The organism is Desulforamulus ruminis DSM 2154 (assembly GCF_000215085.1).
GTDB lineage: Bacteria > Bacillota > Desulfotomaculia > Desulfotomaculales > Desulfotomaculaceae > Desulfotomaculum > Desulfotomaculum ruminis.
Genome location: NC_015589.1, coordinates 1,850,082 through 1,873,581 on the forward strand (window position 1 = coordinate 1,850,082; position 23,500 = coordinate 1,873,581).

The 23,500-nt window shown below is 43.5% G+C and carries 26 protein-coding genes; 18 read left to right on the forward strand and 8 right to left on the reverse strand.

Annotated features, from left to right (window positions below):
• Positions 1-104: 104 nt before the first annotated feature.
• The gene (locus tag DESRU_RS09315) at positions 105-551 is read left to right on the forward strand and encodes a CBS domain-containing protein (RefSeq protein ID WP_013841858.1); all 447 of its coding nucleotides are present in this window, start codon (positions 105-107) and stop codon (positions 549-551) included.
• A gap of 15 nt (positions 552-566) precedes the next feature.
• On the opposite strand, the gene DESRU_RS09320 is transcribed toward DESRU_RS09315, so the two are convergent.
• Complete coding sequence (locus DESRU_RS09320; RefSeq protein WP_013841859.1) at positions 567-923, reverse strand: hypothetical protein; 357 nt, start codon at positions 921-923, stop codon at positions 567-569.
• A 196-nt stretch (positions 924-1,119) separates the two neighbouring features.
• Positions 1,120-1,329 carry a hypothetical protein gene (locus DESRU_RS09325; protein WP_013841860.1) on the reverse strand — a complete coding sequence of 70 codons (210 nt, stop codon included), beginning with the start codon at positions 1,327-1,329 and terminating at the stop codon, positions 1,120-1,122.
• Between the two features lie 155 nt (positions 1,330-1,484).
• Here DESRU_RS09325 and DESRU_RS09330 point away from each other — a divergent pair, with 155 nt between their 5' ends.
• Positions 1,485-2,342 (forward strand): damage-control phosphatase ARMT1 family protein, encoded by an 858-nt coding sequence (locus DESRU_RS09330; protein WP_013841861.1) that lies wholly within the window; start codon positions 1,485-1,487, stop codon positions 2,340-2,342.
• A 609-nt stretch (positions 2,343-2,951) separates the two neighbouring features.
• On the opposite strand, the gene DESRU_RS09335 is transcribed toward DESRU_RS09330, so the two are convergent.
• Complete coding sequence (locus DESRU_RS09335; protein WP_013841863.1) at positions 2,952-3,323, reverse strand: DnaJ family domain-containing protein; 372 nt, start codon at positions 3,321-3,323, stop codon at positions 2,952-2,954.
• 223 nt (positions 3,324-3,546) lie between these two features.
• Here DESRU_RS09335 and DESRU_RS21765 point away from each other — a divergent pair, with 223 nt between their 5' ends.
• The 3 genes from DESRU_RS21765 to DESRU_RS09345 all read left to right on the forward strand — a co-directional run bounded on the left by DESRU_RS21765 (position 3,547) and on the right by DESRU_RS09345 (position 5,616).
• The gene (locus tag DESRU_RS21765; protein ID WP_081462000.1) at positions 3,547-3,765 is read left to right on the forward strand and encodes a LysR family transcriptional regulator; all 219 of its coding nucleotides are present in this window, start codon (positions 3,547-3,549) and stop codon (positions 3,763-3,765) included.
• Entirely contained in the window at positions 3,662-4,186 is a 525-nt protein-coding gene (locus tag DESRU_RS09340; protein ID WP_187290676.1) for a LysR family transcriptional regulator, read from the forward strand. The genes DESRU_RS21765 and DESRU_RS09340 overlap by 104 nt, the downstream gene beginning before the upstream one ends.
• Before the next feature lie 146 nt (positions 4,187-4,332).
• Positions 4,333-5,616, forward strand: a complete 1,284-nt coding sequence (locus DESRU_RS09345) for an ArsB/NhaD family transporter (protein ID WP_013841864.1) — start codon at positions 4,333-4,335, stop codon at positions 5,614-5,616.
• A gap of 50 nt (positions 5,617-5,666) precedes the next feature.
• Here DESRU_RS09345 and DESRU_RS09350 read toward each other — a convergent pair whose 3' ends face one another.
• Both DESRU_RS09350 and DESRU_RS09355 read right to left on the reverse strand, forming a co-directional pair.
• On the reverse strand, positions 5,667-6,131 hold the full coding sequence (locus DESRU_RS09350; RefSeq protein ID WP_013841865.1) for a copper amine oxidase N-terminal domain-containing protein: 465 nt from the start codon (positions 6,129-6,131) through the stop codon (positions 5,667-5,669).
• A gap of 365 nt (positions 6,132-6,496) precedes the next feature.
• The gene (locus DESRU_RS09355; protein WP_013841866.1) at positions 6,497-6,679 is read right to left on the reverse strand and encodes a hypothetical protein; all 183 of its coding nucleotides are present in this window, start codon (positions 6,677-6,679) and stop codon (positions 6,497-6,499) included.
• 62 nt (positions 6,680-6,741) lie between these two features.
• Between DESRU_RS09355 and DESRU_RS20835 the strand changes: the two genes are divergently transcribed.
• Positions 6,742-6,942: a hypothetical protein gene (locus tag DESRU_RS20835; protein ID WP_187290632.1), complete on the forward strand. Its 201-nt coding sequence runs from the start codon at positions 6,742-6,744 to the stop codon at positions 6,940-6,942.
• A 226-nt stretch (positions 6,943-7,168) separates the two neighbouring features.
• Positions 7,169-8,002 (forward strand): ATP-binding protein, encoded by an 834-nt coding sequence (locus DESRU_RS09365; protein ID WP_013841868.1) that lies wholly within the window; start codon positions 7,169-7,171, stop codon positions 8,000-8,002.
• 473 nt (positions 8,003-8,475) lie between these two features.
• Here the strand turns inward: DESRU_RS09365 and DESRU_RS09370 are convergent, their stop codons facing one another.
• On the reverse strand, positions 8,476-8,955 hold the full coding sequence (locus DESRU_RS09370; protein ID WP_013841869.1) for a DUF456 domain-containing protein: 480 nt from the start codon (positions 8,953-8,955) through the stop codon (positions 8,476-8,478).
• A 228-nt stretch (positions 8,956-9,183) separates the two neighbouring features.
• Between DESRU_RS09370 and DESRU_RS09375 the strand changes: the two genes are divergently transcribed.
• The 8 genes from DESRU_RS09375 (at position 9,184) to ligD (ending at position 18,455) form a co-directional block, all read left to right on the forward strand.
• On the forward strand, positions 9,184-10,587 hold the full coding sequence (locus tag DESRU_RS09375; protein WP_013841870.1) for a MurT ligase domain-containing protein: 1,404 nt from the start codon (positions 9,184-9,186) through the stop codon (positions 10,585-10,587).
• On the forward strand, positions 10,559-11,281 hold the full coding sequence (locus DESRU_RS09380; protein WP_013841871.1) for a type 1 glutamine amidotransferase: 723 nt from the start codon (positions 10,559-10,561) through the stop codon (positions 11,279-11,281). Before DESRU_RS09375 ends, DESRU_RS09380 begins: the two co-directional genes overlap by 29 nt.
• 126 nt (positions 11,282-11,407) lie before the next feature.
• Complete coding sequence (locus DESRU_RS20840) at positions 11,408-11,554, forward strand: hypothetical protein (protein ID WP_013841872.1); 147 nt, start codon at positions 11,408-11,410, stop codon at positions 11,552-11,554.
• A gap of 339 nt (positions 11,555-11,893) precedes the next feature.
• Complete coding sequence (locus DESRU_RS09385) at positions 11,894-13,789, forward strand: PrkA family serine protein kinase (RefSeq protein WP_013841873.1); 1,896 nt, start codon at positions 11,894-11,896, stop codon at positions 13,787-13,789.
• 5 nt (positions 13,790-13,794) lie between these two features.
• Positions 13,795-14,949, forward strand: a complete 1,155-nt coding sequence (yhbH, locus tag DESRU_RS09390; protein WP_041275704.1) for a sporulation protein YhbH — start codon at positions 13,795-13,797, stop codon at positions 14,947-14,949.
• 2 nt (positions 14,950-14,951) lie between these two features.
• Complete coding sequence (locus DESRU_RS09395; RefSeq protein ID WP_013841875.1) at positions 14,952-16,355, forward strand: SpoVR family protein; 1,404 nt, start codon at positions 14,952-14,954, stop codon at positions 16,353-16,355.
• Between the two features lie 310 nt (positions 16,356-16,665).
• On the forward strand, positions 16,666-17,493 hold the full coding sequence (gene ku, locus DESRU_RS09400) for a non-homologous end joining protein Ku (RefSeq protein ID WP_013841876.1): 828 nt from the start codon (positions 16,666-16,668) through the stop codon (positions 17,491-17,493).
• Between the two features lie 11 nt (positions 17,494-17,504).
• Complete coding sequence (ligD, locus tag DESRU_RS09405; protein WP_013841877.1) at positions 17,505-18,455, forward strand: non-homologous end-joining DNA ligase; 951 nt, start codon at positions 17,505-17,507, stop codon at positions 18,453-18,455.
• Between the two features lie 35 nt (positions 18,456-18,490).
• Here the strand turns inward: ligD and DESRU_RS09410 are convergent, their stop codons facing one another.
• Both DESRU_RS09410 and DESRU_RS09415 read right to left on the reverse strand, forming a co-directional pair.
• Complete coding sequence (locus DESRU_RS09410) at positions 18,491-19,852, reverse strand: sigma-54-dependent transcriptional regulator (protein WP_013841878.1); 1,362 nt, start codon at positions 19,850-19,852, stop codon at positions 18,491-18,493.
• Entirely contained in the window at positions 19,842-21,380 is a 1,539-nt protein-coding gene (locus tag DESRU_RS09415; RefSeq protein WP_013841879.1) for an ATP-binding protein, read from the reverse strand. The genes DESRU_RS09410 and DESRU_RS09415 overlap by 11 nt, the downstream gene beginning before the upstream one ends.
• Before the next feature lie 410 nt (positions 21,381-21,790).
• On the opposite strand from DESRU_RS09415, the gene DESRU_RS09420 reads away from it, so the two are divergent.
• The 3 genes from DESRU_RS09420 to DESRU_RS09430 are packed head-to-tail and all read left to right on the forward strand — an operon-like array spanning position 21,791 to position 23,440.
• Positions 21,791-22,285, forward strand: coding sequence for a CBS domain-containing protein (locus tag DESRU_RS09420; RefSeq protein ID WP_041275705.1), 495 nt, complete (start codon positions 21,791-21,793; stop codon positions 22,283-22,285).
• Between the two features lie 15 nt (positions 22,286-22,300).
• Positions 22,301-22,621 carry a hypothetical protein gene (locus DESRU_RS09425; protein ID WP_013841881.1) on the forward strand — a complete coding sequence of 107 codons (321 nt, stop codon included), beginning with the start codon at positions 22,301-22,303 and terminating at the stop codon, positions 22,619-22,621.
• 27 nt (positions 22,622-22,648) lie between these two features.
• Complete coding sequence (locus DESRU_RS09430; protein ID WP_013841882.1) at positions 22,649-23,440, forward strand: WYL domain-containing transcriptional regulator; 792 nt, start codon at positions 22,649-22,651, stop codon at positions 23,438-23,440.
• Positions 23,441-23,500 lie beyond the last annotated feature (60 nt).

A 23,500-nucleotide genomic window follows, 5' to 3' on the forward strand; every position in this document is an offset into this window, starting at 1 on the left:
TTAGTATCAACTACACTTTTTACCAGGTGGTATCGGAGAATAGGACGTTAAAATCCGCATAGGATTTAAGCCTGAGATTAAACTATAGTAGAGAGGTGATGGGGATGAAAGTAAAAGAAATCATGAGAAGTGATGTAATCACGGTAACAAAGGACATGACCATTCAGGAAGTTGCTGAAGTTTTAGTCACCCATAATATTTCCGGAGTTCCTGTTGTGGATGAAGCGGGGAGTTTGGTGGGGATGGTAACCGAGGGGGATCTTTTACATAAAGAGAGCAACCCCAGAATTCCCAAGTTTTTTGGATTGTTAGGTGGTCTTATTTATTTCGGCGGTGTTGATCAATACAAGGAAGATTTTAAAAAACTGGCCGCTTTAAAAGCTGCTGAAATAATGACCAGCAAAGTGATTACGGTTTCAGGGGAAGAGGAAGTGGGGCAAGTGGCCACTTTGATGATTGACAATAATATAAAACGCATTCCCGTAGTGGAAAACGGTAAAATGATTGGTATTGTAAGCCGGGCGGATATTGTCAAGACCCTGGCAAAATAGAAGCAGTGTATCTCGTCAGGGGTTAAAGCGCAGTTCTTCCGAACTGTAAGTCACCGCCGGTTGATTGTTTTTGGACGGTATAACAGTATAGCTAAAGGCCGAGGCATCCAGCAATAGTTCCTCATCCAATGCTTTCGTTGTGGGCTGCGGGGAGTTTTCTTCCCGAGGGAGTTCCCCTTGCGTTTCTTGCCGCTGCTCCGGGGCTTCTTTTGGTTGTTCCGGCTGCTTTATTTCCGTTGACTGTTCCTTAGGCAAAGGTTCACTGTTTTTGGTAGGGGAGTTCCCAATGATTTGGTCGGCGATAAAATAACCTCCGGCAAAAGCAAAGCAAAGAAAAACAATCAGTCCGAAAACAACTAAAAATATGCGCATGGTCCACTCCTAAGAATTTTGTAATTTAATAATGTTTTATGTAGAAAATACTCTAATCTATTTTGCCATAACAGCAAGATTATTTACAAGCGGCTGCATTACAAAATGATTCCGGTAGAACCAAGCCCCCGGTCATAAACCGGGGGTTGTTTATTCCTTAGGGCTGTGGGAACCAACAAAATATTTATGACGCCTCTTAAAATCGATGGATATTTGACAAAATAATTCCTAGAATAATGGCGATGATTCCTCCCCTGCGGTCTCCCCCGATAAAAGCCAGAAGGCCCAACCCCAAAAGAAGCCAACCTAAGAAAATAAAGATGGTAGGCAGGGAAACGCCAACGGACATAAAAAACCAGACGGCCAATAAAATCAGTAAAATTAGTAGTATGGCTACATTTTTCATTTGCCTCTCCTCACATCCTATGCGTTTTGTAGGATTAGTATTGGACAAGATCCCCAGTAATCCTTTAAAAGAATATAAACCTTGAGCAAGAAATAGTATTATTTTTGGCAGGTGTGGATGCCTTTTTCCGACTTTATTGAATCAGGAGGATTTTTATGAAAGCCTATATTGATTGTGTTCACTGTTATTTAAAACAAGCGGCTTCCTGCATGGCTTTTGCTCATGTTGATGAAGACCGGCAGCATCAGGTAATTTATGAACTGATGGATTTTGTAAAAGGAATGGATCGAAGGAACACACCCGCGGAAAATTCCACCGAGGCTTTGTTGGAGGTATACAAAAAGATTGCCAATGATGACCCTTATAAAGAAGCAAAGAAAAGTTCCAATGATCTTGCCTTAAAGTTATATCCTGCTCTAAAGGACCTATTAGAGGACTCTGAGGACCGGTTATACAGCGCGCTGAAAATTTCGGTTGCGGGCAATATTATTGATCTGGGCATTAACAAAAGCTTTGATATACAAGGCAGCCTACAATACAGCTTAAAAACGGGTTTTGCCAAGGATGACTATAGGGATTTTTTAGGAAAGCTTCAAAAAGCAAAAGAGGTCGTAATTATCGGGGACAATGCTGGAGAAATTGTCTTTGACCGGATTTTGGTGGAAGAACTGACCCGGCGGGGAAAAAAAGTGATCTATGTTGTTAAAGAGGGACCAATTTTAAATGATTCTACCATGGAAGATGCCTTTTACATTGGCATGGATAAAGTGGCCCGGGTTATCACCACCGGATCCCGTTATTTGGGCGTATCTTTTAACCATATTTCCCAAGAATTTTTATCCTTGCTGCAAAACTCCGAGCTCATCATTTCCAAGGGCCAGGCCAATTTTGAGACCTTGGAAGATCAAAGCTTTACCAAGGGCCGCATTTATTATCTGTTAAAAATAAAATGTGAAGGGGTTGGCAGGGTTGCAGGAGTAAATTTCGGAGACATCGTGTTTTTTAATAAATAAGCATTAGCAAAAGTTTTATAAGCCTTCCTTTTTTGTGGTCATAAACGTTATCCTGATAAAGAATTCTCTTTTTATTACAAATAGATTAAAAGCATAAAGATTATATTGACATGATTATTATATTTTAATACGATAACAGTAATCCAGGAAATAACCTTGGTTAAAGTACTGGTAACCCTGAAAAGCCCGATAGCGAAGGCTCTGGTGGCTGCTTTGATGATAAAGCCGTTTTGAGGGGGGTCCAAAGGAAGGCGACTTTTAAGCCGGATGAATTGAAGGGATCAACCTGATACTCTTCCTTGGAAGTAGGAAACGAAGCCAGGGAAGCAAAATCAAAACTCAGAAGGGGCAGAGACCAAAAGTCGTTCGTGGCAGTTCACCGGGTCAAGCGAAAAACTTCAAAGCTTCCAGAGAATCATTCTATGTGCACGTAGGATGAATAGATGGTCTGGTTGCAGAGAAGAATTCGGAGCAAGGGTAAAACTTCAAAAGGGGGAACGTTTCCGTTGAGGTCCTTTAGGAAAGGGTAAACCAATTCCACGCAGATGGAATTTGTGTTTACCCTTTCCGACGTAAATGCTCTTTTTAATTTAGCCCCCAATGCAGGCATTACCTGCCGAAACGTTCAAGCACTTTGTTTTTATAGCATTGAAGAACCGATGAAGAAACCTGCCTGTTTTCCATCAGCATATTAAAACGAAGAAGTTTTTCATTCAGTTTAACGTGGAGAGAGCTTTTTTCCCCTTCATCGTAACAGCAATCAATTAATTTTCGCAGGGAGATGATTTCATTTTTCAGGCTCATTTCTTCCGGCAGAACCCCCGCGTTTTTCAATAAAATATAGCCTGCCCGGAGTTCCTCCAGAACAGCAGATAAATCCTCTAATTCCAGAGGTTTTCCCGCACCGGGCAGGTGGTCAAACTCCCCCTGATGAATGGCTTGTTTAATTTTAGCTTCCGCAATATACCTAAAAACATCCATGGATTTCACCTGCCTGATAAGTGATAGATGCCTCAGCTATTTATATGCTTCAACTCAAAAGAGAAAAACCCTTTTGACGAGATTTATTTCTTATGAAGAATTATTCTATTTCTTTTATCAGCAACGTTACTACTTTATTAACTCAGTACTGAAAATTACGTAAAGTTTAACGAAAGCTAGATTAGAATATATTTCCCTAGAAATTCCTTTCGGAGGAAAATCGATGCGTATAGAACAATTAGAGTATTTTTTGGAAGTAGCTGAGTGTAAAAATATATCACAAGCAGCCGACAATCTGTTTGTTGGGCAATCGACAGTTAGTTCCGCCTATTATTGCTTTGGAAAAAGAGTTAAACATAAAGCTTATGAAACGTACAAGTCATGGCGTTGTGTTAACACCCATAGGCGAAGAAATGTTGCCAGTAATCCGGTCTATGATTAAACAATCTCAACAATTAAAATCCATTGCGGACCAGCAGCTTATTACAAAACAAGAAATTACATTAATAGTTAATCCTTCTGCTTTAAATATTTTGCTGACTAAAGTTTTACCTGAGATGCGGGATCTCTATGGACTTAACCGATTCCAAATAAAAGAAACATATGCCGGTACAGTTATTAAGAAAATACGAGCTAATCAGGGTACTATCGGCATTACTGCTGGGTCAGCAAAAGGCATTAGGCAAGCTAAAATATATGCTAAAGAAAATAAATTGACCGTAGAAGTGCTCAATAAGAAAGATAAATTAGTGCTATATTGTAACCAAAGCAATAAGTTTGCACAACGGGATAAAGTTTCTTTTTTTGAATTGTACAACGAACCTTTGCCGTATTTGAAGGGGTTCTGCCTAATCGTTCCATGACAGTTAGCTTGATTTGGTTTGAAGACACACCCTGACTACTAATACATGGTTGGACAGTGTGTAGATATGGAGGTTACTGGGGAGTTGAGCTTTAATACTTTGAAAGTTTATAATATATTAGTGCTAACGTAAGGAGATGTTCTTAAATGGAAGTTACAAATCAAGTAATTTTTGCCACAGTTGTTTTTCTAATTACTTATGCAGTTATTATCTCTGAAAAGATTCACCGGGCAGTGGTTGCCCTTTTTGGGGCCATGCTGGTCATTGTAGGGGGGGTTCTGCATCAGGAAAAGGCTGTTCAGGCCATTGATTTCAATACCATCGGTCTTCTGGTGGGAATGATGATTATTGTTGGCATTGCCAGAAATTCAGGTGTTTTTGAGTATCTGGCGGTTAAAGCTGCCAAAAGAAGCAAGGGAGAGCCTCTGGCCATCATGGTTTCCCTGTCCATTATCACAGCTATTTTGTCGGCGCTTCTGGACAATGTAACAACGGTACTGCTGATTGTACCGGTGACTTTTTCCATTGCCAGGGCTTTGGAAATAAACCCTATGCCCATTCTCTTTGCAGAAATTATGTCGTCCAATATCGGAGGTACGGCTACCTTAATTGGAGATCCGCCTAATATTATGATTGGTTCTGCCACGGGTTTAGGCTTTATGGATTTTGTTATGAATCTGGCTCCGATTGTGGTGGTTGTTATGGTTGTTACGATTATTTTATTGAAAATAATTTATGGAAAACAACTGATTGCCCGGGAAGAACTAAAGAGGAACATTATGGAATTGAATCCCGAGGATGAAATTAAAGATTTGGTATTACTGAAAAAATCTTTGTTTGTAATCTTTTTAACGGTTGGAGGGTTTTTAATCCATCAGTATGTCCATTTGGAGTCTGCAACTATTGCTCTGACCGGGGCGGCCTTGCTGTTACTGCTAACAAGAGACGAGCCGGAGCATGTCCTGTCAGCGGTAGAATGGCCGGTAATATTTTTCTTTGCCGGACTGTTTATTTTGGTGGGGGCATTGGAGGAAGTCGGCATTATTGAATGGATTGCTAAGAAGGCTTTACAGATCACCGGGGGAGCCATATTGCCCACCGGTATGCTGATTCTTTGGATGTCAGCCATAGCCTCGGCCTTTGTGGACAATATTCCCTTTGTTGCGACTATGATTCCGCTGATCCAGGATATGGGTAGGTTGGGCGGCATTAGCGATTTGAATCCTCTGTGGTGGGCCTTGTCCCTAGGAGCTTGCTTGGGCGGCAATGGAACCATTATAGGCGCCTCCGCAAATGTTGTGGTAGTAGGTATGGCTGAAAAAAGGGGATATAAATGGACCTTTTTAAGCTTTATGAAAGTAGCCTTTCCATTAATGCTTATATCGATCGTTTTATCGACAATCTATCTTTATCTGTTTTTTCTAACCTAAAGAGAAATTCCTTTTAACTCTATGAAAAAAAGCAGGAAACGATATAATAACTAGTTTACAAAAACAAAATGGTGTTCCGGGTCCCAGGAGATATCCATATCCAGAATCTCAGAGAAAACCTGGCCGGGGACGAGCAATCGTTCCTTTTCCAGCTTACACGGGCTGCCCAGGGAAATAACTCGATCATTTAAGAGGACGTCGTTTCTGCCCGGGTAAAGTCCTAGTCTCAAACCCTGGTGATCAACCATGGCCGTTTCCCTTTGGGCGTCCCATTCCACCTTGGAACCTAGAGCTTCTAGAGTTGCCCGCAGCGGAATAAAAAGAACTCCATTGATAAATAAAGGATCCTGATCCGTAGTGATTTTCTGTCCGTTAACGAGAAGGCTAAAGGGCGGGAAGGGAGGCGGGGATGGAGGTGCCGGTGGCAAAGGTTCCTGTGAAGCCAAGGCTATTTGGGTTTGCAAAAGCAGCGTAAGCACAAAAGTCGCTGTGATGGAAAAAAAGCGATATTTCATAAGCGTAACCTCCTTGAGATTTACAAATGGTGAATGGATTCTTTGCCTAGTTATCGGCCTTAATATAAAAAATCTTTGCAATTTTTAACTCAATATTCTTTAGGGAACGAGGGAGTGGTGAAAACGACTTTTTAGCAGCAGGCCAAAGAACAGGTAGATATACAAACAAGCAATTAAATAATCGCTACTAATAGAACGCGGATTTAACGGATGATACGGATTTGCGCGGATATTTAATAAAAATTAAAAAAATCCGTGAGAATCAGTAAAAATCCGTAAAAGTCGTGTTCTATTATTCTTAAAATAAAGGCTGCGCAAAATGAACACAGCCTTTTGCGCAGCCCCTTTTACCACTATGCGGATTATTAATTGGGTTGATGATTTTGCATGTAATCAATAGCAATTTTTAGATGCTGCAGTTCCTCTTCGGAAAGTTTGCACCCGCATTTAGGACAGGAAAGAAAATCCTTTTGTAGAATCTCTTTAGGGTCTACGATAAATTGTTCTTCACAATCAGGACAAGTAAAACGCACATCAATTTCGCTCAAAAAATGCACCCCCAAACTATTAACAGGCTTTCATCCTGTTTTTTTTCCTATTTGGTTTCTCTTTGCCCGTTTGGTTATTTTTTATGTGCCATCGGTATAATGAAAAGCAAAATACAAAGGTGCCCAAGGACAGCAGCATGGGTTCCCAGGAAAAAGCGGTGGATTTGGTCATCAACCCGTCCAAATATAATACCCCGGAGACAATGAAAATAGAACTGGACCATCCCATCAGGGTAATGGGCAGAATGCTTTTAGGCGGGTGATATATTTTTATGCCAATCAAAAAAAATACGGTGACCAGACTCCATACCCAGGGGGCAAGTATCATGTGTTCCGCTCCTTTTGTATACTTATGTAAATTATAACTGCCAACCGCCAAATTTGGAAACATTTTGCGAAAAATTTCATGCCTGTTATAAAGAAGGTTATCCTATTGAAACTTTTTGTGATAAATTAAGATGAGTAATCATTTGCTTGGAGGATTTAGCCATGGAATTCTTTGATCCCCTTGGAATATTGAAACAGATGACCGGTACCGGAACAAAGGCTAATGCTGAGTCCGATAAAAAAACGGTGGAATGCGCTAAATGCCAAGACCGGGGAATTTATATGGAGGGTGATTTCGCTGTTCCCTGTTCCTGTATGGCACAGAAATCTTTAGCCAATAAATTTAAAAACTGCCAGATTCCCAAAGCCATGCTGGGGCACTCCTTTGATCGTTTTAATTTTAAATATTACTCCAACAGTTTGAAGGAACCCAACTCCCAGAGGACCTATCTGGAAATTGCCCAAAAGACCTTTCATTATGCTAGGGAATTTGCCAGATCCTTTATCCGTGGAGAGGAAACCGAAGGTTTATTAATACAAGGGCCGGTGGGGTCCGGAAAAACCTTTCTGGCTTGTTGTATTGCCAATTTTATATTGCAAAATTGTGAAAAACCCATCCTTTTTATAATTGTACCGGACCTGTTGGAAAAGATTAAAGCCAGCTACGCCAACCCTGCTTATCTTGCCGAGCATATTCTGGTTGAGGCGGCTAGCGAAGTACCGTTGCTGATTATGGACGACCTTGGGGCTCATAATTATACGGAATGGACGCAAAATAAAATTTATAATATCATTAATTACAGGGTGAACAACCAATTGCCCACGGTGATAACCACCAATCTTGATTTATCCGGTGATTTAACCAAGTTATTGGGAGAAAGAACCGTTTCCCGCATCGAACAAATGTGTTATCCGCTCTGGCTGGAGCGGGAGTACAATATTCGGGAAGTGATTCGTCAGGAAAAAATTGCTAAACATATTACCGGATTGCTTTGATCTTAAGAGGCTTTGTATTTAGAGAAAAATAATTAAACAATTAAGAAAATAAAAGAAAAAGGGCATGTGCCTGTGAAAAAAAGAATTAGCTTATTTTTTTGTATGATCTATTGACCTTTGTTTTGTTTCCGGTATAATGAATACAATATCGGTGGGGGTTATGAACTGCATATGTTGCGGTTTAACTCTTGCCTACACACATTTTTAAAAAGTCCACTACAGTGGGCTTTTTTTCGTACTCCTGCCGCCTCTTGGGTTTTTATAAAATGGGCGTACCGCAAAGCAACTTTTTAATAACGCGCCAAAAGAACAGGCAGAGAATGAACGACCGGCTAAAGGAATAGAACACGGATTGAACAGATGATACGGATTGGCGCGGATTTTAAAATAATAATTTAAAAATCCGTGAGAACCCGTGGAAATCCGCAAAATCCGTGTTCTGTTTTTTATTTTAGTATCTAAGGGGCTGGAATTTATAATATGACATTGAAAAACCACAGGATCATCAGGGACTGCAGGATCAGTTTAAGGACGGCTCCCCCCAGGAATCCCAGCAAAGTGCCAAGGCCGGCCTTCACCGCCTGGTCCAAGGGTTTCCGGGCCATTAATTCTCCTCCTACGGCTCCCAGGAAAGGACCTAAAATAATCCCCGGGGGTCCTAAAGCCAGTAACCCGATCAGTGTGCCGATCAAAGAACCCCAGACAGCATACTTTGACCCGCCTGTTTTTACAACCCCCAATACACCCGCCAGATAATCCACACCAAAGACAAAAAGCATCAGAATGGTTTGACCCAGAAAAAACTGCCAGGTTAAATGGACGAAGTGATCAAAGAAGCCATAGATCAACATGCCGATTACCAGCAGAGGGGCTCCGGGAAGAACGGGAAGAATGGTTCCGGCCATCCCTGCGATGAAAAAGATGCTTGCCAGAATAATGCCGGGCACAGACATTTTACCACCTCTTTTCTAAAACATTTTACCATAATTTACAGCCGGGCTTAATCTTATATTCTATTTATTGACGGATGCGTGATTCTGGAGATATAATCTCCAGGTAGGAAAAGGAAATCCGAGCCGGGAAAATAAATGAGTCCTTGGACATAAATCTTGGTTGGTAAAGTTTGCCGGTCTACCCGGAAGGGAACACTGAAGATATAATTTTGAAATGCGGTGGTTGCTATGAAGAAAATTCGCTTAATGATGGCCATTTTTGCTGCCAAACTTGCAGCTTTTGTTAGCCGTCAACTGGGTTGGAAGGGTTCTTCTCTACCCGGTGTGGTGGCCAGAAAAATCTATAAGAACACCCTGAAGGATCTGGCCGGACAAGCCCGCAAGGGCGTAATTATGGTAACCGGGACCAATGGTAAAACGACAACCAACAATATGATCGCCGGCATCTTCCGGACCGCAGGCTATAAAGTGGTCATAAATCAGGAGGGCGCCAATTTAATTACCGGTGTAACGGCCGCCTTTATCCGCCAGGCCAATGGATTTGGCCGCATTGATTGTGATTATGCCCTATTGGAGGTGGATGAAGCCTCCTTTCCCCTGGTGGTACAGGAAGTGCGTCCGGAGACGGTGGTTGTGAATAATTTTTTCAGGGATCAATTGGACCGTTATGGTGAACTGGATAAAACCGTCGGCCTGGTAAGAGATGCCTTGAAAAAAATACAGTCGGTACAACTGGTGCTGAATGCCGATGATCCTCTGGCAGCCCAGCTTCAGGCCGCCACTGGGCATGGGGCGGTCTTTTTCGGTATCGCTGCTAATCAACGGCCTGAGACCGGAGCCAAACAAACAAGAGAGTCGCGGTTTTGCCCCCATTGCGGGCAGGAACTGCGGTATACCTATTATCAATACAGTCAATTGGGCGCTTATCAATGCCAGAGCTGTAATTTTCAACGACCTGTTCCGGGGATTGAAATTCTGGAAGTTCAAACCTCTCAAAACATCAGCCGCTGCCGGGTGAAATATCCCGGAGGCGAAATAACTCTGTCGGTCAATACGCCGGGTTTTTATAACCTATATAATGCGCTGGCAGCTTTTTCAGTGGGATATTTGAAGAATTTGCCGCCCCAGTCCATCCTCCAGGGACTGCTGCACTATACTCCCGCCATCGGCAGAATGGAGACCTTCACTTATAAAGGAAAGCCGGTACTGTTGAATTTGGTTAAAAATCCCACGGGATACAATGAAGGCATCGCCAGCCTGTTAGACATGGAGGGTTCCAAAAACGTATTTATGGCTGTTAATGATAATGATGCGGACGGCAGGGATATTTCCTGGCTCTGGGATGTGGATTTTGAACATCTGGCCCTGCATCAAGACCGCATTGCCCAATTTGTCTGCTCGGGCCTCCGGGGTGCGGAGATGGCCCTGCGGCTAAAGTACGCCGGCGTGGCACTGGAGAAGATTACCGTTGTGGAGAGCATGGAAGAGGCCATTCGTAGAACTCTGGAAGGATCCGGGGGGCTTAGTTATTTATTTTCCACTTATACCGCTCTCTGGCCGGCCCAAAAGATATTACTGGAACTGGCAGTAAAGGAGGATTCCCATGCTCAAAATTTGTCATCTGTATCCTGATCTGCTCAATTTATACGGTGACAGGGGAAATGTGATTGCCTTTGTGCAGCGCTGCCGCTGGCGGGGAATTGCGGTGGAAGTAATGGAAATCAATATTGGGGAACCGGTAGATTTTTCAGAAGTGGACTTCCTGTTCCTGGGGGGAGGTTCCGATAGGGAACAAACCCTGATGGCCCAGGACCTGATGACTCGGAAAGAGGGGCTGCAGGCAGCCATTGAAAATGATTTGGTGGTGCTGGCCATTTGTGGCGGTTACCAAATGCTTGGCCAATACTATTTAACCCAGGAAGGACAGGAAATTCCCGGTCTGGGCTTGTTAAACCTGTATACCCGGGCTGGAACTAAAAGGCTGATCGGGAATGCGGTTATTGAAATGATGATCCATGGCGAAAGGGTTCAGGTGGCTGGTTTTGAAAATCATTCCGGTCAAACCTTTATCAATGAACTTGAATCCTTGGGCAAAGTACTTTCCGGTTATGGGAATAACGGGCAGGACGGTACCGAAGGAGCAAGATATAAAAATGTCTTTTGCTCCTATTTGCACGGACCCCTGCTGCCTAAAAACAGCAGATTGACAGACTTATTCATTGGTCTGGCCTTGGCCCGCAGGGGACTGGATAATCGGCTTACACCCCTGAATGATGAATTGGAGCAAATGGCTGCCGGGGTGATTACTAAGCGGCTTTTAAAATGAGGTACCGTAAAGGGCGGAAGGTTAACTCCAGGTAAAAAATTTAAAAATAAGCATTGTCAGCCACCTTGCAATTTGATAAAATAGTCACAAGAAGGAATACTGTATACAGGATACGGGGGTGGCGTTATGCAATATTTACTCACCTGGATCGAAGGTGAAGAGGTTTTTTACCGCCTTGTTCCCACTTTAGAATATGATCATTTGCTGCTGGAAGGCAAAAACTTAATTATTACTAAACTGGATGAACCGGAATGTGAGAAAGTAACCCATTAATAGGATGGGTGCTGATAAAATTCTGTAAACATTTTTATGATGAACAACCCCGTGAGATCAATACCACCCTTGGGTGGTTTTTTTGTTTTCCGGGGTTTATCTACGTTAACGGGCTGTTTCATCCGAGGCTTGTCCCGCCAAATATTCTTTTATCGAGTAACGCTTTATTGGAATAAGGAATAGGATGATGCAGGCTACCTAAAAACGGTAAAAAACGCCGTATTGTTCCAAGCTGAGACCCTGTTACTTTTAGTACAAACCGTCTTTTTGAGTACCCGGCGGCATATAAATTAGTTAATTACCCGCCTGATTAATTGCCATAAAGGAGTGATCAAATAAGTGGATTTTTTAAAACGCCTGGAAGAATACAGATCATTGGAAAAAAGTTTGTCCTGGGAAGGAACTTTTCAGGATTATCTCGCCATAGTTAAAGAGAAACCTTATATTACCCAGCTTGCCCACGCAAGAATATACAACATGATTAAAGATGCCGGGGTTGAAGAGAAGGAAAATGGCAAAGTTTATAAATTTTTTTCCAAGGAAATATTCGGGCTTGATAAAACACTTGAAAAATTTGTAGAAGAATATTTCCACCCGGCCGCCAGGCGCCTGGATGTTAGAAAAAGAATCCTGCTGTTAATGGGACCGGTCAGTGGGGGCAAATCCACCTTAGTAGCTATGCTCAAGCGAGGTCTGGAACAGTACTCCAGAACAGAAAAGGGAGCCATTTACGGGATTAAAGGCTGCCCCATGCATGAGGAACCCCTGCACCTGATACCAAAGGAACTGCGGCCGGAATTTGAAAAGGAATACAATGTTTATATTGAAGGGGAGCTTTGTCCTTCTTGCCGTATGCGCCTTGAGACAGAATTTGGAGGATGCATCGAAAAGATTCCTGTGGAAAGGGTCTTTCTTTCGGAGGATAATCGCGTGGGCATCGGAACCTTCACTCCTTCGGATCCGAAGTCCCAGGATATTGCGGACTTAACCGGCAGCATTGATTTTTCAACCATTGCGGAATACGGTTCGGAATCAGATCCCAGGGCTTACCGCTTCGATGGAGAGCTAAATATCTCCAACCGGGGCTTAATGGAATTCCAGGAAATGCTGAAATGCGATGAAAAATTTCTTTGGAACCTATTGTCCCTTTCCCAGGAGGGAAATTTTAAAGCCGGCAGATTTGCTCTCATCTATGCCGATGAGATGATCATGGCCCATACCAATGAAAATGAATACCGGGCATTTATCAGCAATAAAAAGAATGAAGCCCTGCAATCCCGCATTATTGTAATGAAAATACCCTACAACCTGAAGGTGAGCGATGAAGTTAAGATCTACGAAAAGCTGATTAAGCAAAGTGATTTAAGTCAGATTCATATCGCTCCCCATGCTCTCAAAGTGGCCAGTATTTTCTCGGTGCTCTCAAGGCTAAAGGAGTCCAAAAAACAGGGCATGGATATTGTGAAAAAAATGAAACTTTACGATGGGGAAGATGTAGAAGGTTTTAAACAAAAAGATCTTAAAGAGCTGCAAAATGAAGCCATTGACGAAGGCATGAGCGGGGTGGATCCCCGTTATGTGATCAACCGCCTGTCATCGGCCCTCATTCGCACCAACACCCAGTGCATTAACCCTCTGGATGTTTTAAGAGCTATTAAAGACGGTTTGGATCAGCATGCTTCCATTACCCAGGAAGAAAAGGAAAGACTGTTAAATTACATTTCCATTGCCAGAAAAGAATACGACGAAATGGCCAAGAAAGAAGTCCAGAAAGCCTTCGTCTACTCCTTTGAGGAGTCGGCCAAAGTATTGTTTAATAATTATCTGGATAACGTAGAGGCCTATTGCAATGGCGTAAAAATAAAAGATCCCATTACCGATGAAGAAATGGATCCCGATGAAAAGTTAATGAGGTCCATTGAGGAACAAATCGGTATTTCCGAAAATGCCAAAAAGACTTTCCGGGAAGAAATACTGATTCGCCTATCCATCTATGCCAGAAAAAATCGGAAATTTAATTATGACAGTCATGAAAGACTGAGGGAAGCCATTGAAAAGAAACTCTTTGCCGATCTGAAGGATGTGGTCAAAATCACCACCTCCAGCAAGACTCCGGACGGGGAACAACTGAAGCGAATTAATGAGGTCAGCGCGCGGCTGATTGCTGAACACGGTTATTGCCCGGTTTGTGCTAATGAATTGTTGAAATACGTAGGAAGCTTGTTGAGCCGTTAGGAGTGATGGCTGTGGAACAAAACTATATTATTACCCGGGAGGACTGGTCCCTTCACCGTAAAGGGGAAGTGGACCAACACCGGCATAAAGAAAAGGTGCGGGAGGCCATCAAAAAAAATCTTGCCGATATTGTTACCGAGGAAGGAATTATTTTATCCGATGGACGCAGGACGGTAAAAGTACCCATTCGTTCTTTGGAACAGTTCCGCTTCCAATATGATACCCGCAAGCAAAAGCATGTGGGGCAGGGGAACGGCAAAACCAAAGTAGGGGACATTATCGGAACGGATCCCCAACAGGGGCCGGGGAAAGGACCCGGAGCCGGGGAAGAACCCGGGGCGGATTATTATGAGGCCGAGGTAACCATTGATGAAGTAGCACAAATTGTTTTTGAGGATTTGGATTTGCCCAATCTGGAAGAAAAGAGGAATAAAAAGCTGGCCTCGGAATCGGTGGAATTCAGAGATGTGAGAAAATACGGGATTCAGAGCAACATTGACCGGAAAAAGACCATCCTTGAAGTACTGAAAAGAAATGCTCTCAAAGGAAATCCAGGATTACACGGGATTACTCCGGAGGATTTACGCTATAAGACCTGGGAAGTGATTCCCAAATTTGAATCCAGCGCGGTGGTGCTGGCCATGATGGATACCTCCGGGTCCATGGGTCCCTTTGAAAAATATATTGCCAGAAGCTTTTTCTTCTGGATGGTCAAATTTTTGCGGACAAAGTATGAAAATGTGGAAATCGTTTTTCTGGCCCATCATACGGAAGCCAAGGAAGTTACGGAAGATGAATTTTTTACCAAAGGGGAAAGCGGCGGCACCCGGTGCTCCTCCGTTTATAAATTGGCCCTGGAGATTATTGAATCCCGATATTCAACGGATGATTACAATATCTATGCCTTTCATTTTTCGGACGGCGATAATTTAAACAGTGACAATGAAGTATGCATTCGTTATATTGATCAGTTGCTGTTGAAATGCAATCTGATCGGCTATGGGGAAATTGAAGGGCCTTATTACTATACCAGTACCCTGAATACGCAATACAAGCGAATTAATCATCCCCGTTTTATCAGTGTAAGCATCCGTGATAAATCAGGAGTTTATCCGGCATTAAAGACATTTTTTAAAAATCAGGACCAAAGGGGAGGGTAACCATGGCCGACCAGGTTCTGGAGGAGTTAAAACAACTGGAAACCGCCATTCCACAAATGATAGAAATCGCCGGGAATTTTAAACTGGATTTTTACCCCATGCGCTTTGAGATTTGTCCAAGTGAAATTATCTATACCTTCGGGGCTTATGGTATGCCGACCCGTTATACACACTGGTCCTTTGGCAAGTCCTATCACCGCATGAAAACGCAATATGACTATAATTTAAGCAGAATTTATGAGATGGTGATCAATTCCAATCCCTGCTACGCTTTCCTATTGGATGGCAATTCCATTATTCAAAATAAAATGGTGGCTGCCCACGTACTGGGACATTGTGATTTTTTTAAAAACAATATTTATTTTAGTTTTACCAACCCCAAGGATGTGGTTGAATCCATGGCGGTGGCGGCGGACCGGTTCCGAAATTATGAAATGGTGCATGGGCAACAAAAGGTGGAAGCCTTTGTGGATGATGTCATGGCCATCCAGGAGCATATCGACCCGCACAATCTGATCCGGGGAAAAAACCGGGAAAAGAAAGAAAAGGACGGATGCTGCAAGAGAACCTCCGGCACGCCCTATGATGATTTATGGGAACTGGATCATAGCCGCTGTGACTGCAAGGGGGGCTGCAGCCGGGAAAAAGGGAAATTTCCGGAGCAGCCGGAAAAGGATATCTTATTATTTATTATGGAAAACGCCCGGGAAATGGAAGAATGGCAGTTGGATATCCTTTCAACCCTGAGGGATGAAATGTTTTACTTTTGGCCCCAGATGCAGACTAAAATTATGAATGAGGGCTGGGCTACCTACTGGCACCTGCGCATTATGAGGGAAATGGATTTAACGGAAGCAGAGACCATTGAATTTGGGAAAATGCATGCCGGGGTGGTGATACCCTCCCGCAACAGCATCAATCCCTACCATGTGGGTCTGAAAATCTTTGAAGACATTGAAAAGCGATGGGATAAAGAATTAGGAGAAGGGGCAGGAAGAGAGAAAATATTCGAAGTCAGGGAAATGGATAACGATATTTCCTTTTTACGCAATTATCTCACCAAAGAACTGGTGGAAGAACTGGATCTCTATTTATACCGGAAAATTGGGCACGAGTGGAAAATTGTTGAAAAACAGTGGGAAAAGGTGAGGGATTACCTGGTTCACAACTTAACCAACGTCGGATTTCCCACCATTGTTGTGGAAGACGGGGACTTTGGCAAAAGGGGAGAAATGTACCTGAGGCATTTATTTGAAGACCGGGAATTAAATATCCCCTATCTGGAAAAAACCCTGGTCCATGTATACCGGTTGTGGAAACGACCGGTGCATCTGGAAACAAAAATTGATAACAAATCGGTATTGTTTAGCTATGACGGAGAAAAAGCAAGTAAGAAGTTTATATAATAAGAACAGGCAGATAACCACCACTGAATAGGAATAGAGCACGGATTGAACGGATGATACTGATTCACACGGATTTTAAATAAAGAATTAAAAATCCGTGTGAATCAGTGTTCTATTATTTTATTTTTTGCAAATAAGGGTCTGCGTAATAGGAACCTTTCTGGGTTCTTTTTGCATAGGCCTGTTTTTTTATTCGGGAGTGACCGGGTTTGCAGTGAACAAAAGGTGGCAGAAAAGACAATTTTCCATTCCGTATCATTGATTTTTTCCTAAAGGGTATACTACAGGAAAAAATCAGGAGTGAAAAACCATGAGATCCCTCTGGAAAGGGGCCGTCAGCTTTGGTCTGGTATATGTCCCCGTAAAAATGTACGCTGCCACTGAAAAGAAAAATGTTAAATTTAATTACCTGCATGAAAAATGCAAAACTCCCGTACAATACCGGCGTTATTGTCCCTACTGCGATGCGGAAGTGGAGATGGAGGAACTAGTAAAGGGCTATGAATATGAGAAGGGCCAATATGTGGTGATCCGGGAAGAAGATTTTGAGAACCTGCCCGGAGAAAATACCCGCAGTATTAATATTGTGGATTTCGTGGATTTAACGGAAATTGATCCCCTTTATTTTGATAAGGGATACTATCTGGCGCCGGGAGACGGAGGACAGAGAGTTTACGAACTGCTGAAAAAATCCATGGAGGAAACCGGCAAGGTGGCCTTGGCCAAAGTAGTGATTCGTAATAAGGAGTCCCTGGCAGCATTGCGGGTGGCCGAAGGGGTTATTACCATGAGCACTATGTTTTACCCGGACGAAGTGAGGAAAACCACCGCCATTCCGGAATTGCACTACCAGGTCAGTATTCACGACAACGAGCTAAAAATGGCCATTGATTTGATCAATAATCTGGCGGCTCCCTTTCACCCGGAGAAATACACCGATGAATATCGTGAACAATTGATGCAGGTTATTCAGGCCAAGGTAGCCGGAGAAGGCGTTGAATTGCCGCCGGCCAAGGAATCGGAAAAAGTAGTTGATTTAATGTCCGCTCTCAAAGCCAGCATAGACCTAGCCAAACAGGAACGGGACGGCCAAAAGAAAAAGGGCCAAAGGACCAAGAAAAAGGCAGCCGGCATTTAGAGGAGGTCTATATGCGGCAGGAAAAAGAACTACCCAATTTAAAGCCCATGCTGGCGGTGAAGGCCGCTCCCTTTGACAGTGACGATTACTTGTATGAAATTAAGTGGGACGGCTATAGGGCATTGGCCTATCTAAATCAACAAACCCTTCTTTATTCCCGCAATCAACTGGATCTTACCAAAAGTTTTCCAGACCTGCAGGGACTGCATCTCAGGGTAAAGCAGAAACCCCTCATTTTAGACGGTGAAATTGTGGTATTAAAGGACGGAAAACCTTCCTTCAGCGCTCTACAATCCAGGGGCAAGCTCAGTGATCCTTTGAAGATACGCAGGCTTTGCCAACAAAATCCCGCTACTTTTGTGGTCTTTGATGTACTTTTTAGCAACGGGAGGAATTTAATGAACCTTCCCCTTCTCCAGAGGAAAAAATTTCTGGAGGAAATGGCGGAACAGGGACCGGATTTAATTGTCTCCCAGTATGTGCTGGGTTCCGGTTGTGAGTTCTTTAGGGTGGTTAAAGCCGCAGGTTTGGAAGGAATGGTAGCTAAAAGACTGGACAGCCCTTACTTACCGGGTAAAAGATCCGGCTACTGGAAAAAAATCCGTTGGGTTCAGTCCGCCGATCTGGTTATTTGTGGTTGGGAAAAGGGAGAAGGGCAGAGATTGTTGGGAGCACTGATTTTAGGCGTCCCGGAGAAGGGAGGCTGGGTATATATGGGGAAGGTAGGGACGGGTTTTAGTAGGGAAGAGGAGAAAAGAATCATTACTTTGTTAAAACCTTTGGAAGGACATCCCCCCTTTTCCAGCCTGCCGGATGAGGATTTTCGGAAAACCGTCTGGGTTTGTCCGGAATTAGTTTGCGAGGTTACCTTTAGTGAGATCAGCCCGGAGGGGCGGTTGAGGCACCCAAGTTACAAGGGGCTGCGCAAAGATAAAAAGGCGGAAGAATGCGGCCACCTATAAAAGCACATAATCCTTAAAATTATGTGCTTTGTTATTTAAAGTTTAATTTTATATTTTTGGGCTCTATAAAGGAGTGCGGAACGGGTGATGCCCAGCAAATTGGAAGCTTTGGTTTGATTGCCATTGCTTTTTTCCAAGGCCTTTAACAGCAGTTCCTTTTCAACTTCTTCAAAAGAAATGCCCTCATCAGGAAAATTCAAGATCAGTCCTTTAGAAGAAGCCTCTTTTTTCGGGTCATCGCTTTTTTGAATTTCCTTGGAAAGATGATGTTCTTTAATTTCATTGCCCTGGGAAAGGATGACCGCCCGTTCAATTACATTTTGCAATTCGCGGATATTTCCGGGCCACTCATAAGCACACAGCAGACCCATGGCGCCGGGAGTAATTTGCGGTTCCCGGTTGGGATTAAATTTATTTAAAAAATGCAGTACCAGCAAAGGAATATCTTCAACCCTTTCCCTTAAGGGGGGAAGGTGAATGGGCAGGACATTTAAACGATAATATAAATCCTCCCGAAAGGTTCCCCTTTTGATGCAATCCACCGGGTCGCGGTTGGTGGCGGCAATGACCCGGACATCCACTTTAATGCTCCCGGTGCCGCCCACCCTTTCAAAGGTCCTCTCCTGTAAAACCCGTAAGAGTTTCACTTGCATGGACAGGGGCATCTCGGTCACCTCGTCCAGAAAAAGAGTTCCTTCATTGGCTAACTCAAAGCGACCCAGTTTGCGGGCCACCGCCCCGGTAAAAGCACCTTTTTCATGGCCAAACAACTCACTTTCCAGTAATGATTCAGGCAGGGCGGCGCAATTAATGGGCACAAAAGGCTTATCCCGCCGGGAACCGGACTGGTGAATGGACAAAGCGGTAACTTCTTTGCCGGTGCCGCTTTCGCCGGTTATCAAGACCGTGGCGCTGCTGTCCGCGACCTTTTCAATCAAGGCGCATACGTCTTGAATGGCTTGGCTGTTGCCGACAATCTGGCCGTATTTTTTATTCAGTTCTAAACGCAGAAAAGTCACTTCGCTTTGCAGATGGCTCACCATTAAGGCCTGCTTCACCACCATTTTCAGCTCGTCCAGGTCGAAAGGCTTGGTGATGTAATCGGTGGCCCCGTGCTTCATGGCTTCAATGGCGGTGTCGATGGTGCCGTGGGCTGTAATCATAATGACCGGAAGCTTGGGATAGAGGTCCTTGGCTGCGGTTAAAACCTCCAGACCGTCCATTTCCGGCATTTTTAAATCCAGGATTACCAGAGAGGGAACTTCATTGCGGATGACTTCTAGCCCCTCCTTGGACCGGGTGGCTGTCAGCACTTGATAACCTTCCTGACGCAGGCCTTTTTCCAGTGCCCAGCACATATGCTCCTCATCATCAATAATTAAAATCTTATTGCTCATACAAAACACTTCCTTCCCCTGGGGTGCATTTCGGCAGGCTTACATTAAAGATGGTTCCATTGGGAGAGGTTTGTACAACCCGAATGGTGCCCTGGTGCATGTGTATTATTTGATGGCTGATGGACAAGCCCAGGCCGGATCCGTCGTCCTTGGTGGTATAAAAGGGATCGAAAATTCGCGGCAAATCCTTACTCTCAATGCCCTTTCCGGTATCCATAAAGTCTACCTGGACCGTACCGTTTTCAGCATAGGTTTTTATGGTTAATTTTCCTCCCTCGGGCATAGCCTGAATGGCATTTAACATTAAATTTACAAAAACTTGTTTGATCCGGTCCGCATCAATGGCTGCCAGCGGCAGTCCGCTAGACAACTCTTTGACCAGCGTAATTTTGTTTTGTCTGAGCATGGGGGAGATAAAAGTAAGGACCGAATCCAACAAGGAGTTGAGATCTGTTGGATGGATGATCGGCTTACTTGGACGTCCAAAATCCAGTAACTCCTGGATGACTTTATTTCCCCGGTCAATCTGATCGCAAACCACGCTGGTGTATTCCCGAATACCCGGCAGTGCCTTGTATTCACCCTCCATGACCTGAACGGTGGCCTTGACAATGCCTAAAGGATTGCGAAGTTCATGGGCGATCCCGGTTACCAGACGACCTAAGGCCACCAAACGTTCAGAACGCAGCAGCTCTTCTTCCAGTCTTTTCTTTTCCTTTAAATGATCCGCCATGTTGTTGATGGCCTGAACCACTTCCCCCATTTCTCCCGGCATGGACGGCAGCCGTTGAGAGATGTCCTCTTCCATTCCCAGCAACCCTTTTTTGATTACACTCACCTCGGCAGCCAGATTATGGATCACATAAAGGGCTGCCAGCAATCCAAAAATGAGCCCGAACAAAGTGAGGTATCTGGCCACTAAACTGAATTGCCTGCTTTGGGCAAAGACCGGGTGTACTTGTTCGTCCGCCCAGGCGATAGCAATAAGTTTATCATTGTTCATAACCGGGATGAGATATTCAAAGGTTTGATCTCCCAAGGAACCGGTAATGCGGGATAAAGGTTCTTTGGTGGCGGATACGGCCGTTAAACCGGAGGAAGCTTCGTTAAAAATACGTCTTTCACGGGCTTCAATTTCCTCCTGGGAAAAGGGACGGTAGCGGTGTAAAAAACCATGAACAAAAATATCATGGGTTTTTGGAATATAGAGACCCAGACGAACGCCAGGATTTGCCTCCGCCAAAGGTTTAGCCGTAATTTCAAAGGCGCTGCTGAGCATGGCCACTCCCGCCGGGGAAGTAAGGAGCGTGTCTTTTTGCGGATGCTCATTCAGAAAATCATGCAGACCGTTTACCGTGGCTTTGACGATGGTTCCCAGGCGTTCTTCCTTGGTCTTTAATAACATTTCATCCTTGGTGCCCACGAAAAAAATGTCGTAGATCATGACCAGGATGGGAATCAACATAATGACGGATATGGTAATGGTAATTTGGGTAGCAAAGGACCTATTTCGTAAGATTTTTAGCAAAGGGGATCCCCCTTTCTGATAAATGCTTGTTAACAAGCAAAAAGAATTACAAGTGTACAAAAACATACAAAACCTTTGGATAAGGTTGTTTCTGTTAAAAAGGGAGGGTCAAGGAGTAATAAAAAAATATTGCTTCTCTTAAGCAAAGCAAAAGGTGTTTAAAAACGTACAAAAATATTTGCTCTATAGCTATTTATTATTGGCACGAGCCTTGCATAATGTAATGACAAAATGAAAAGACAAAATTCACAATATGCATGACAAAACTACCTTAATTATAACATATCACTTTTAAAGCTTTAAAGTAGAGGGCGGGAATGTTTGTAAAAAAATTTACAAACAAAATTTTACACCGCTTTTTGTACAAAATCAAACAGGTATTGCTGCGGATACAGGAGGGTGAGTCCTGCATGCCGGGTTGTATGGAAAAGAAGGTTAAGGACATTATGCTCCCAATACAGGACTATGCCACGGTATTTTTAGAAAATACCCTGCGGGATGCCGTGTTTGTTCTTAAAAATACATTCTATGCCGGTTGTGCGGAAGGATCCCAGGCACACCGATCTGTTTTGGTATTTAACAGTAAAAAAAAACTTGTGGGAACTTTAGGCTTTAAAGAGGTTATGCATTTGCTGCGGTTATCCAAGGAAATGCCTAAAAACCGGGATGAACTTTTTATCTCTTTGTGTATCAGTCAATCGGGCAAAAAGGTTAAGGATGTTATGGCACCCATTGGGAGCGAATTTGTAAATGCTGAAGACAGTGTTTTGGATGCTGCTCATCTTTTAATCCATTCGGGCTTGGATTTAATACCGGTTTTGGAGAAAGGGAATGTCGTCGGTATGATCCGCTCGGCAGAGATATTTAAGGAAGTTAGTCAATTGCTTGAGGAAAACACCTTTTAAGGGGTGGGAGACCTGTTGAATTTTGAAATGCTGAAACATTATTTTACTGCTTCCCTGGATTCCGAAAAGATGAATGAATATTGGCGCAATGCACAAACAGCCAGTGAATTGGCGGATACTTATCCACATTTGAATAAAGAGCTAGTTATCTACTGTACTTTTTTGCTGCCCTTGGTCAAGCAAGGGATAATAAACATTCATAATCCCCGTGATGTAATGGATTTGTTTACTGAAGCAAATTGGGAGCAGGGTCTGCAGGTATATCATGCGCTGATCCATTCCCAGGGGGCCTTTGCTACCGGTGAAGCTAGGGTTGCTCAGCATTTTTGGCAATAAAACAAACATGTCAGTGGGGTGGTGACTGTGGAAAAAAAGTATTTTAAGAAGATCAAACATAATCATTCCCGGAACTTAAAAGTGGTGTTGAGAGAGCTGCGTCGATGCAGCGAACAAGGGGGGGCGTCCCTGGAGTATTTGGCACAAAAATGCGGAGTCAGCACCCGGCAGATTTATCGCTATTTAAATGAATTACAGGCCATGGGTTTTGAAATATTGAGATCGTCGAACCTGCCTCCCGGGGAACGCGGCGGTTATACCGTAAGGGAACCGGAAAACGCTAAAAACGGGCCGGAGTTTGGTTTAATGTCGATTTTGGTTGAATTAAATCAATATAAAAATGAACTCCAGGCAGCCAAGGTGTTTATTAAAGAATGGCTTTTACGAGTCTGGTTAAGCCAGTTGGGGATTGTTCTTCCTTTAACACAGCCCATCATTTTTTATGATCTTAACGATGCCGTCCATGTGAGTCGGCAGACCATGGTATTTTCGGATTCAGCCGAGGAACTGGTAGAGGATGTGAAATTAAAGGTATCACCTAAAGTTGTAACCAGTGTATCCAGGGCGTTCATGCCCGAAATGGTTTCCAAACAAAGATATTCTGATGGAAGCTATATTATCAACTTAAAAACAAAACGTCCGGCGGAATTAAGCGGGTTGCTGGTGCAGTGGGGTCATGATGTGGAAATATTGGAACCCGGCTGGTTGCAGCACCGGTTAATTGAAAACTGCAAGGCCATTTTGTTTGCCCACCGGCAAAGGAAAATTGCCAAAACAAGTCTGTATTCTCCGGAAGATAAAATGCTATTTAGTTATTAATCTGAAACGGGGAAGAGGAGGGAGCGTGGGAATAAGTTGAGGGCGGAAGAATCCCTTGAC

Bases quoted from the DNA above. Each gene is read 5' to 3' on its own strand.
- DESRU_RS20840 (WP_013841872.1), top strand. From the start codon at position 11,408: ATGCAATATTTACTCACCTGGATCGAAGGTGAAGAGGTTTTTTACCGC.
- ku (WP_013841876.1), top strand. From the start codon at position 16,666: ATGAGATCCCTCTGGAAAGGGGCCGTCAGCTTTGGTCTGGTATATGTC.
- DESRU_RS09370 (WP_013841869.1), bottom strand. From the start codon at position 8,955: ATGTCTGTGCCCGGCATTATTCTGGCAAGCATCTTTTTCATCGCAGGG.
- DESRU_RS09375 (WP_013841870.1), top strand. From the start codon at position 9,184: ATGAAGAAAATTCGCTTAATGATGGCCATTTTTGCTGCCAAACTTGCA.
- ligD (WP_013841877.1), top strand. From the start codon at position 17,505: ATGCGGCAGGAAAAAGAACTACCCAATTTAAAGCCCATGCTGGCGGTG.
- DESRU_RS09395 (WP_013841875.1), top strand. From the start codon at position 14,952: ATGGCCGACCAGGTTCTGGAGGAGTTAAAACAACTGGAAACCGCCATT.
- DESRU_RS09320 (WP_013841859.1), bottom strand. From the start codon at position 923: ATGCGCATATTTTTAGTTGTTTTCGGACTGATTGTTTTTCTTTGCTTT.
- DESRU_RS09350 (WP_013841865.1), bottom strand. From the start codon at position 6,131: ATGAAATATCGCTTTTTTTCCATCACAGCGACTTTTGTGCTTACGCTG.
- DESRU_RS09345 (WP_013841864.1), top strand. From the start codon at position 4,333: ATGGAAGTTACAAATCAAGTAATTTTTGCCACAGTTGTTTTTCTAATT.
- DESRU_RS09410 (WP_013841878.1), bottom strand. From the start codon at position 19,852: ATGAGCAATAAGATTTTAATTATTGATGATGAGGAGCATATGTGCTGG.
- DESRU_RS09315 (WP_013841858.1), top strand. From the start codon at position 105: ATGAAAGTAAAAGAAATCATGAGAAGTGATGTAATCACGGTAACAAAG.
- DESRU_RS09380 (WP_013841871.1), top strand. From the start codon at position 10,559: ATGCTCAAAATTTGTCATCTGTATCCTGATCTGCTCAATTTATACGGT.
- yhbH (WP_041275704.1), top strand. From the start codon at position 13,795: ATGGCTGTGGAACAAAACTATATTATTACCCGGGAGGACTGGTCCCTT.
- DESRU_RS09330 (WP_013841861.1), top strand. From the start codon at position 1,485: ATGAAAGCCTATATTGATTGTGTTCACTGTTATTTAAAACAAGCGGCT.
- DESRU_RS09335 (WP_013841863.1), bottom strand. From the start codon at position 3,323: ATGGATGTTTTTAGGTATATTGCGGAAGCTAAAATTAAACAAGCCATT.
- DESRU_RS09420 (WP_041275705.1), top strand. From the start codon at position 21,791: ATGCCGGGTTGTATGGAAAAGAAGGTTAAGGACATTATGCTCCCAATA.
- DESRU_RS09365 (WP_013841868.1), top strand. From the start codon at position 7,169: ATGGAATTCTTTGATCCCCTTGGAATATTGAAACAGATGACCGGTACC.
- DESRU_RS21765 (WP_081462000.1), top strand. From the start codon at position 3,547: ATGCGTATAGAACAATTAGAGTATTTTTTGGAAGTAGCTGAGTGTAAA.
- DESRU_RS09325 (WP_013841860.1), bottom strand. From the start codon at position 1,329: ATGAAAAATGTAGCCATACTACTAATTTTACTGATTTTATTGGCCGTC.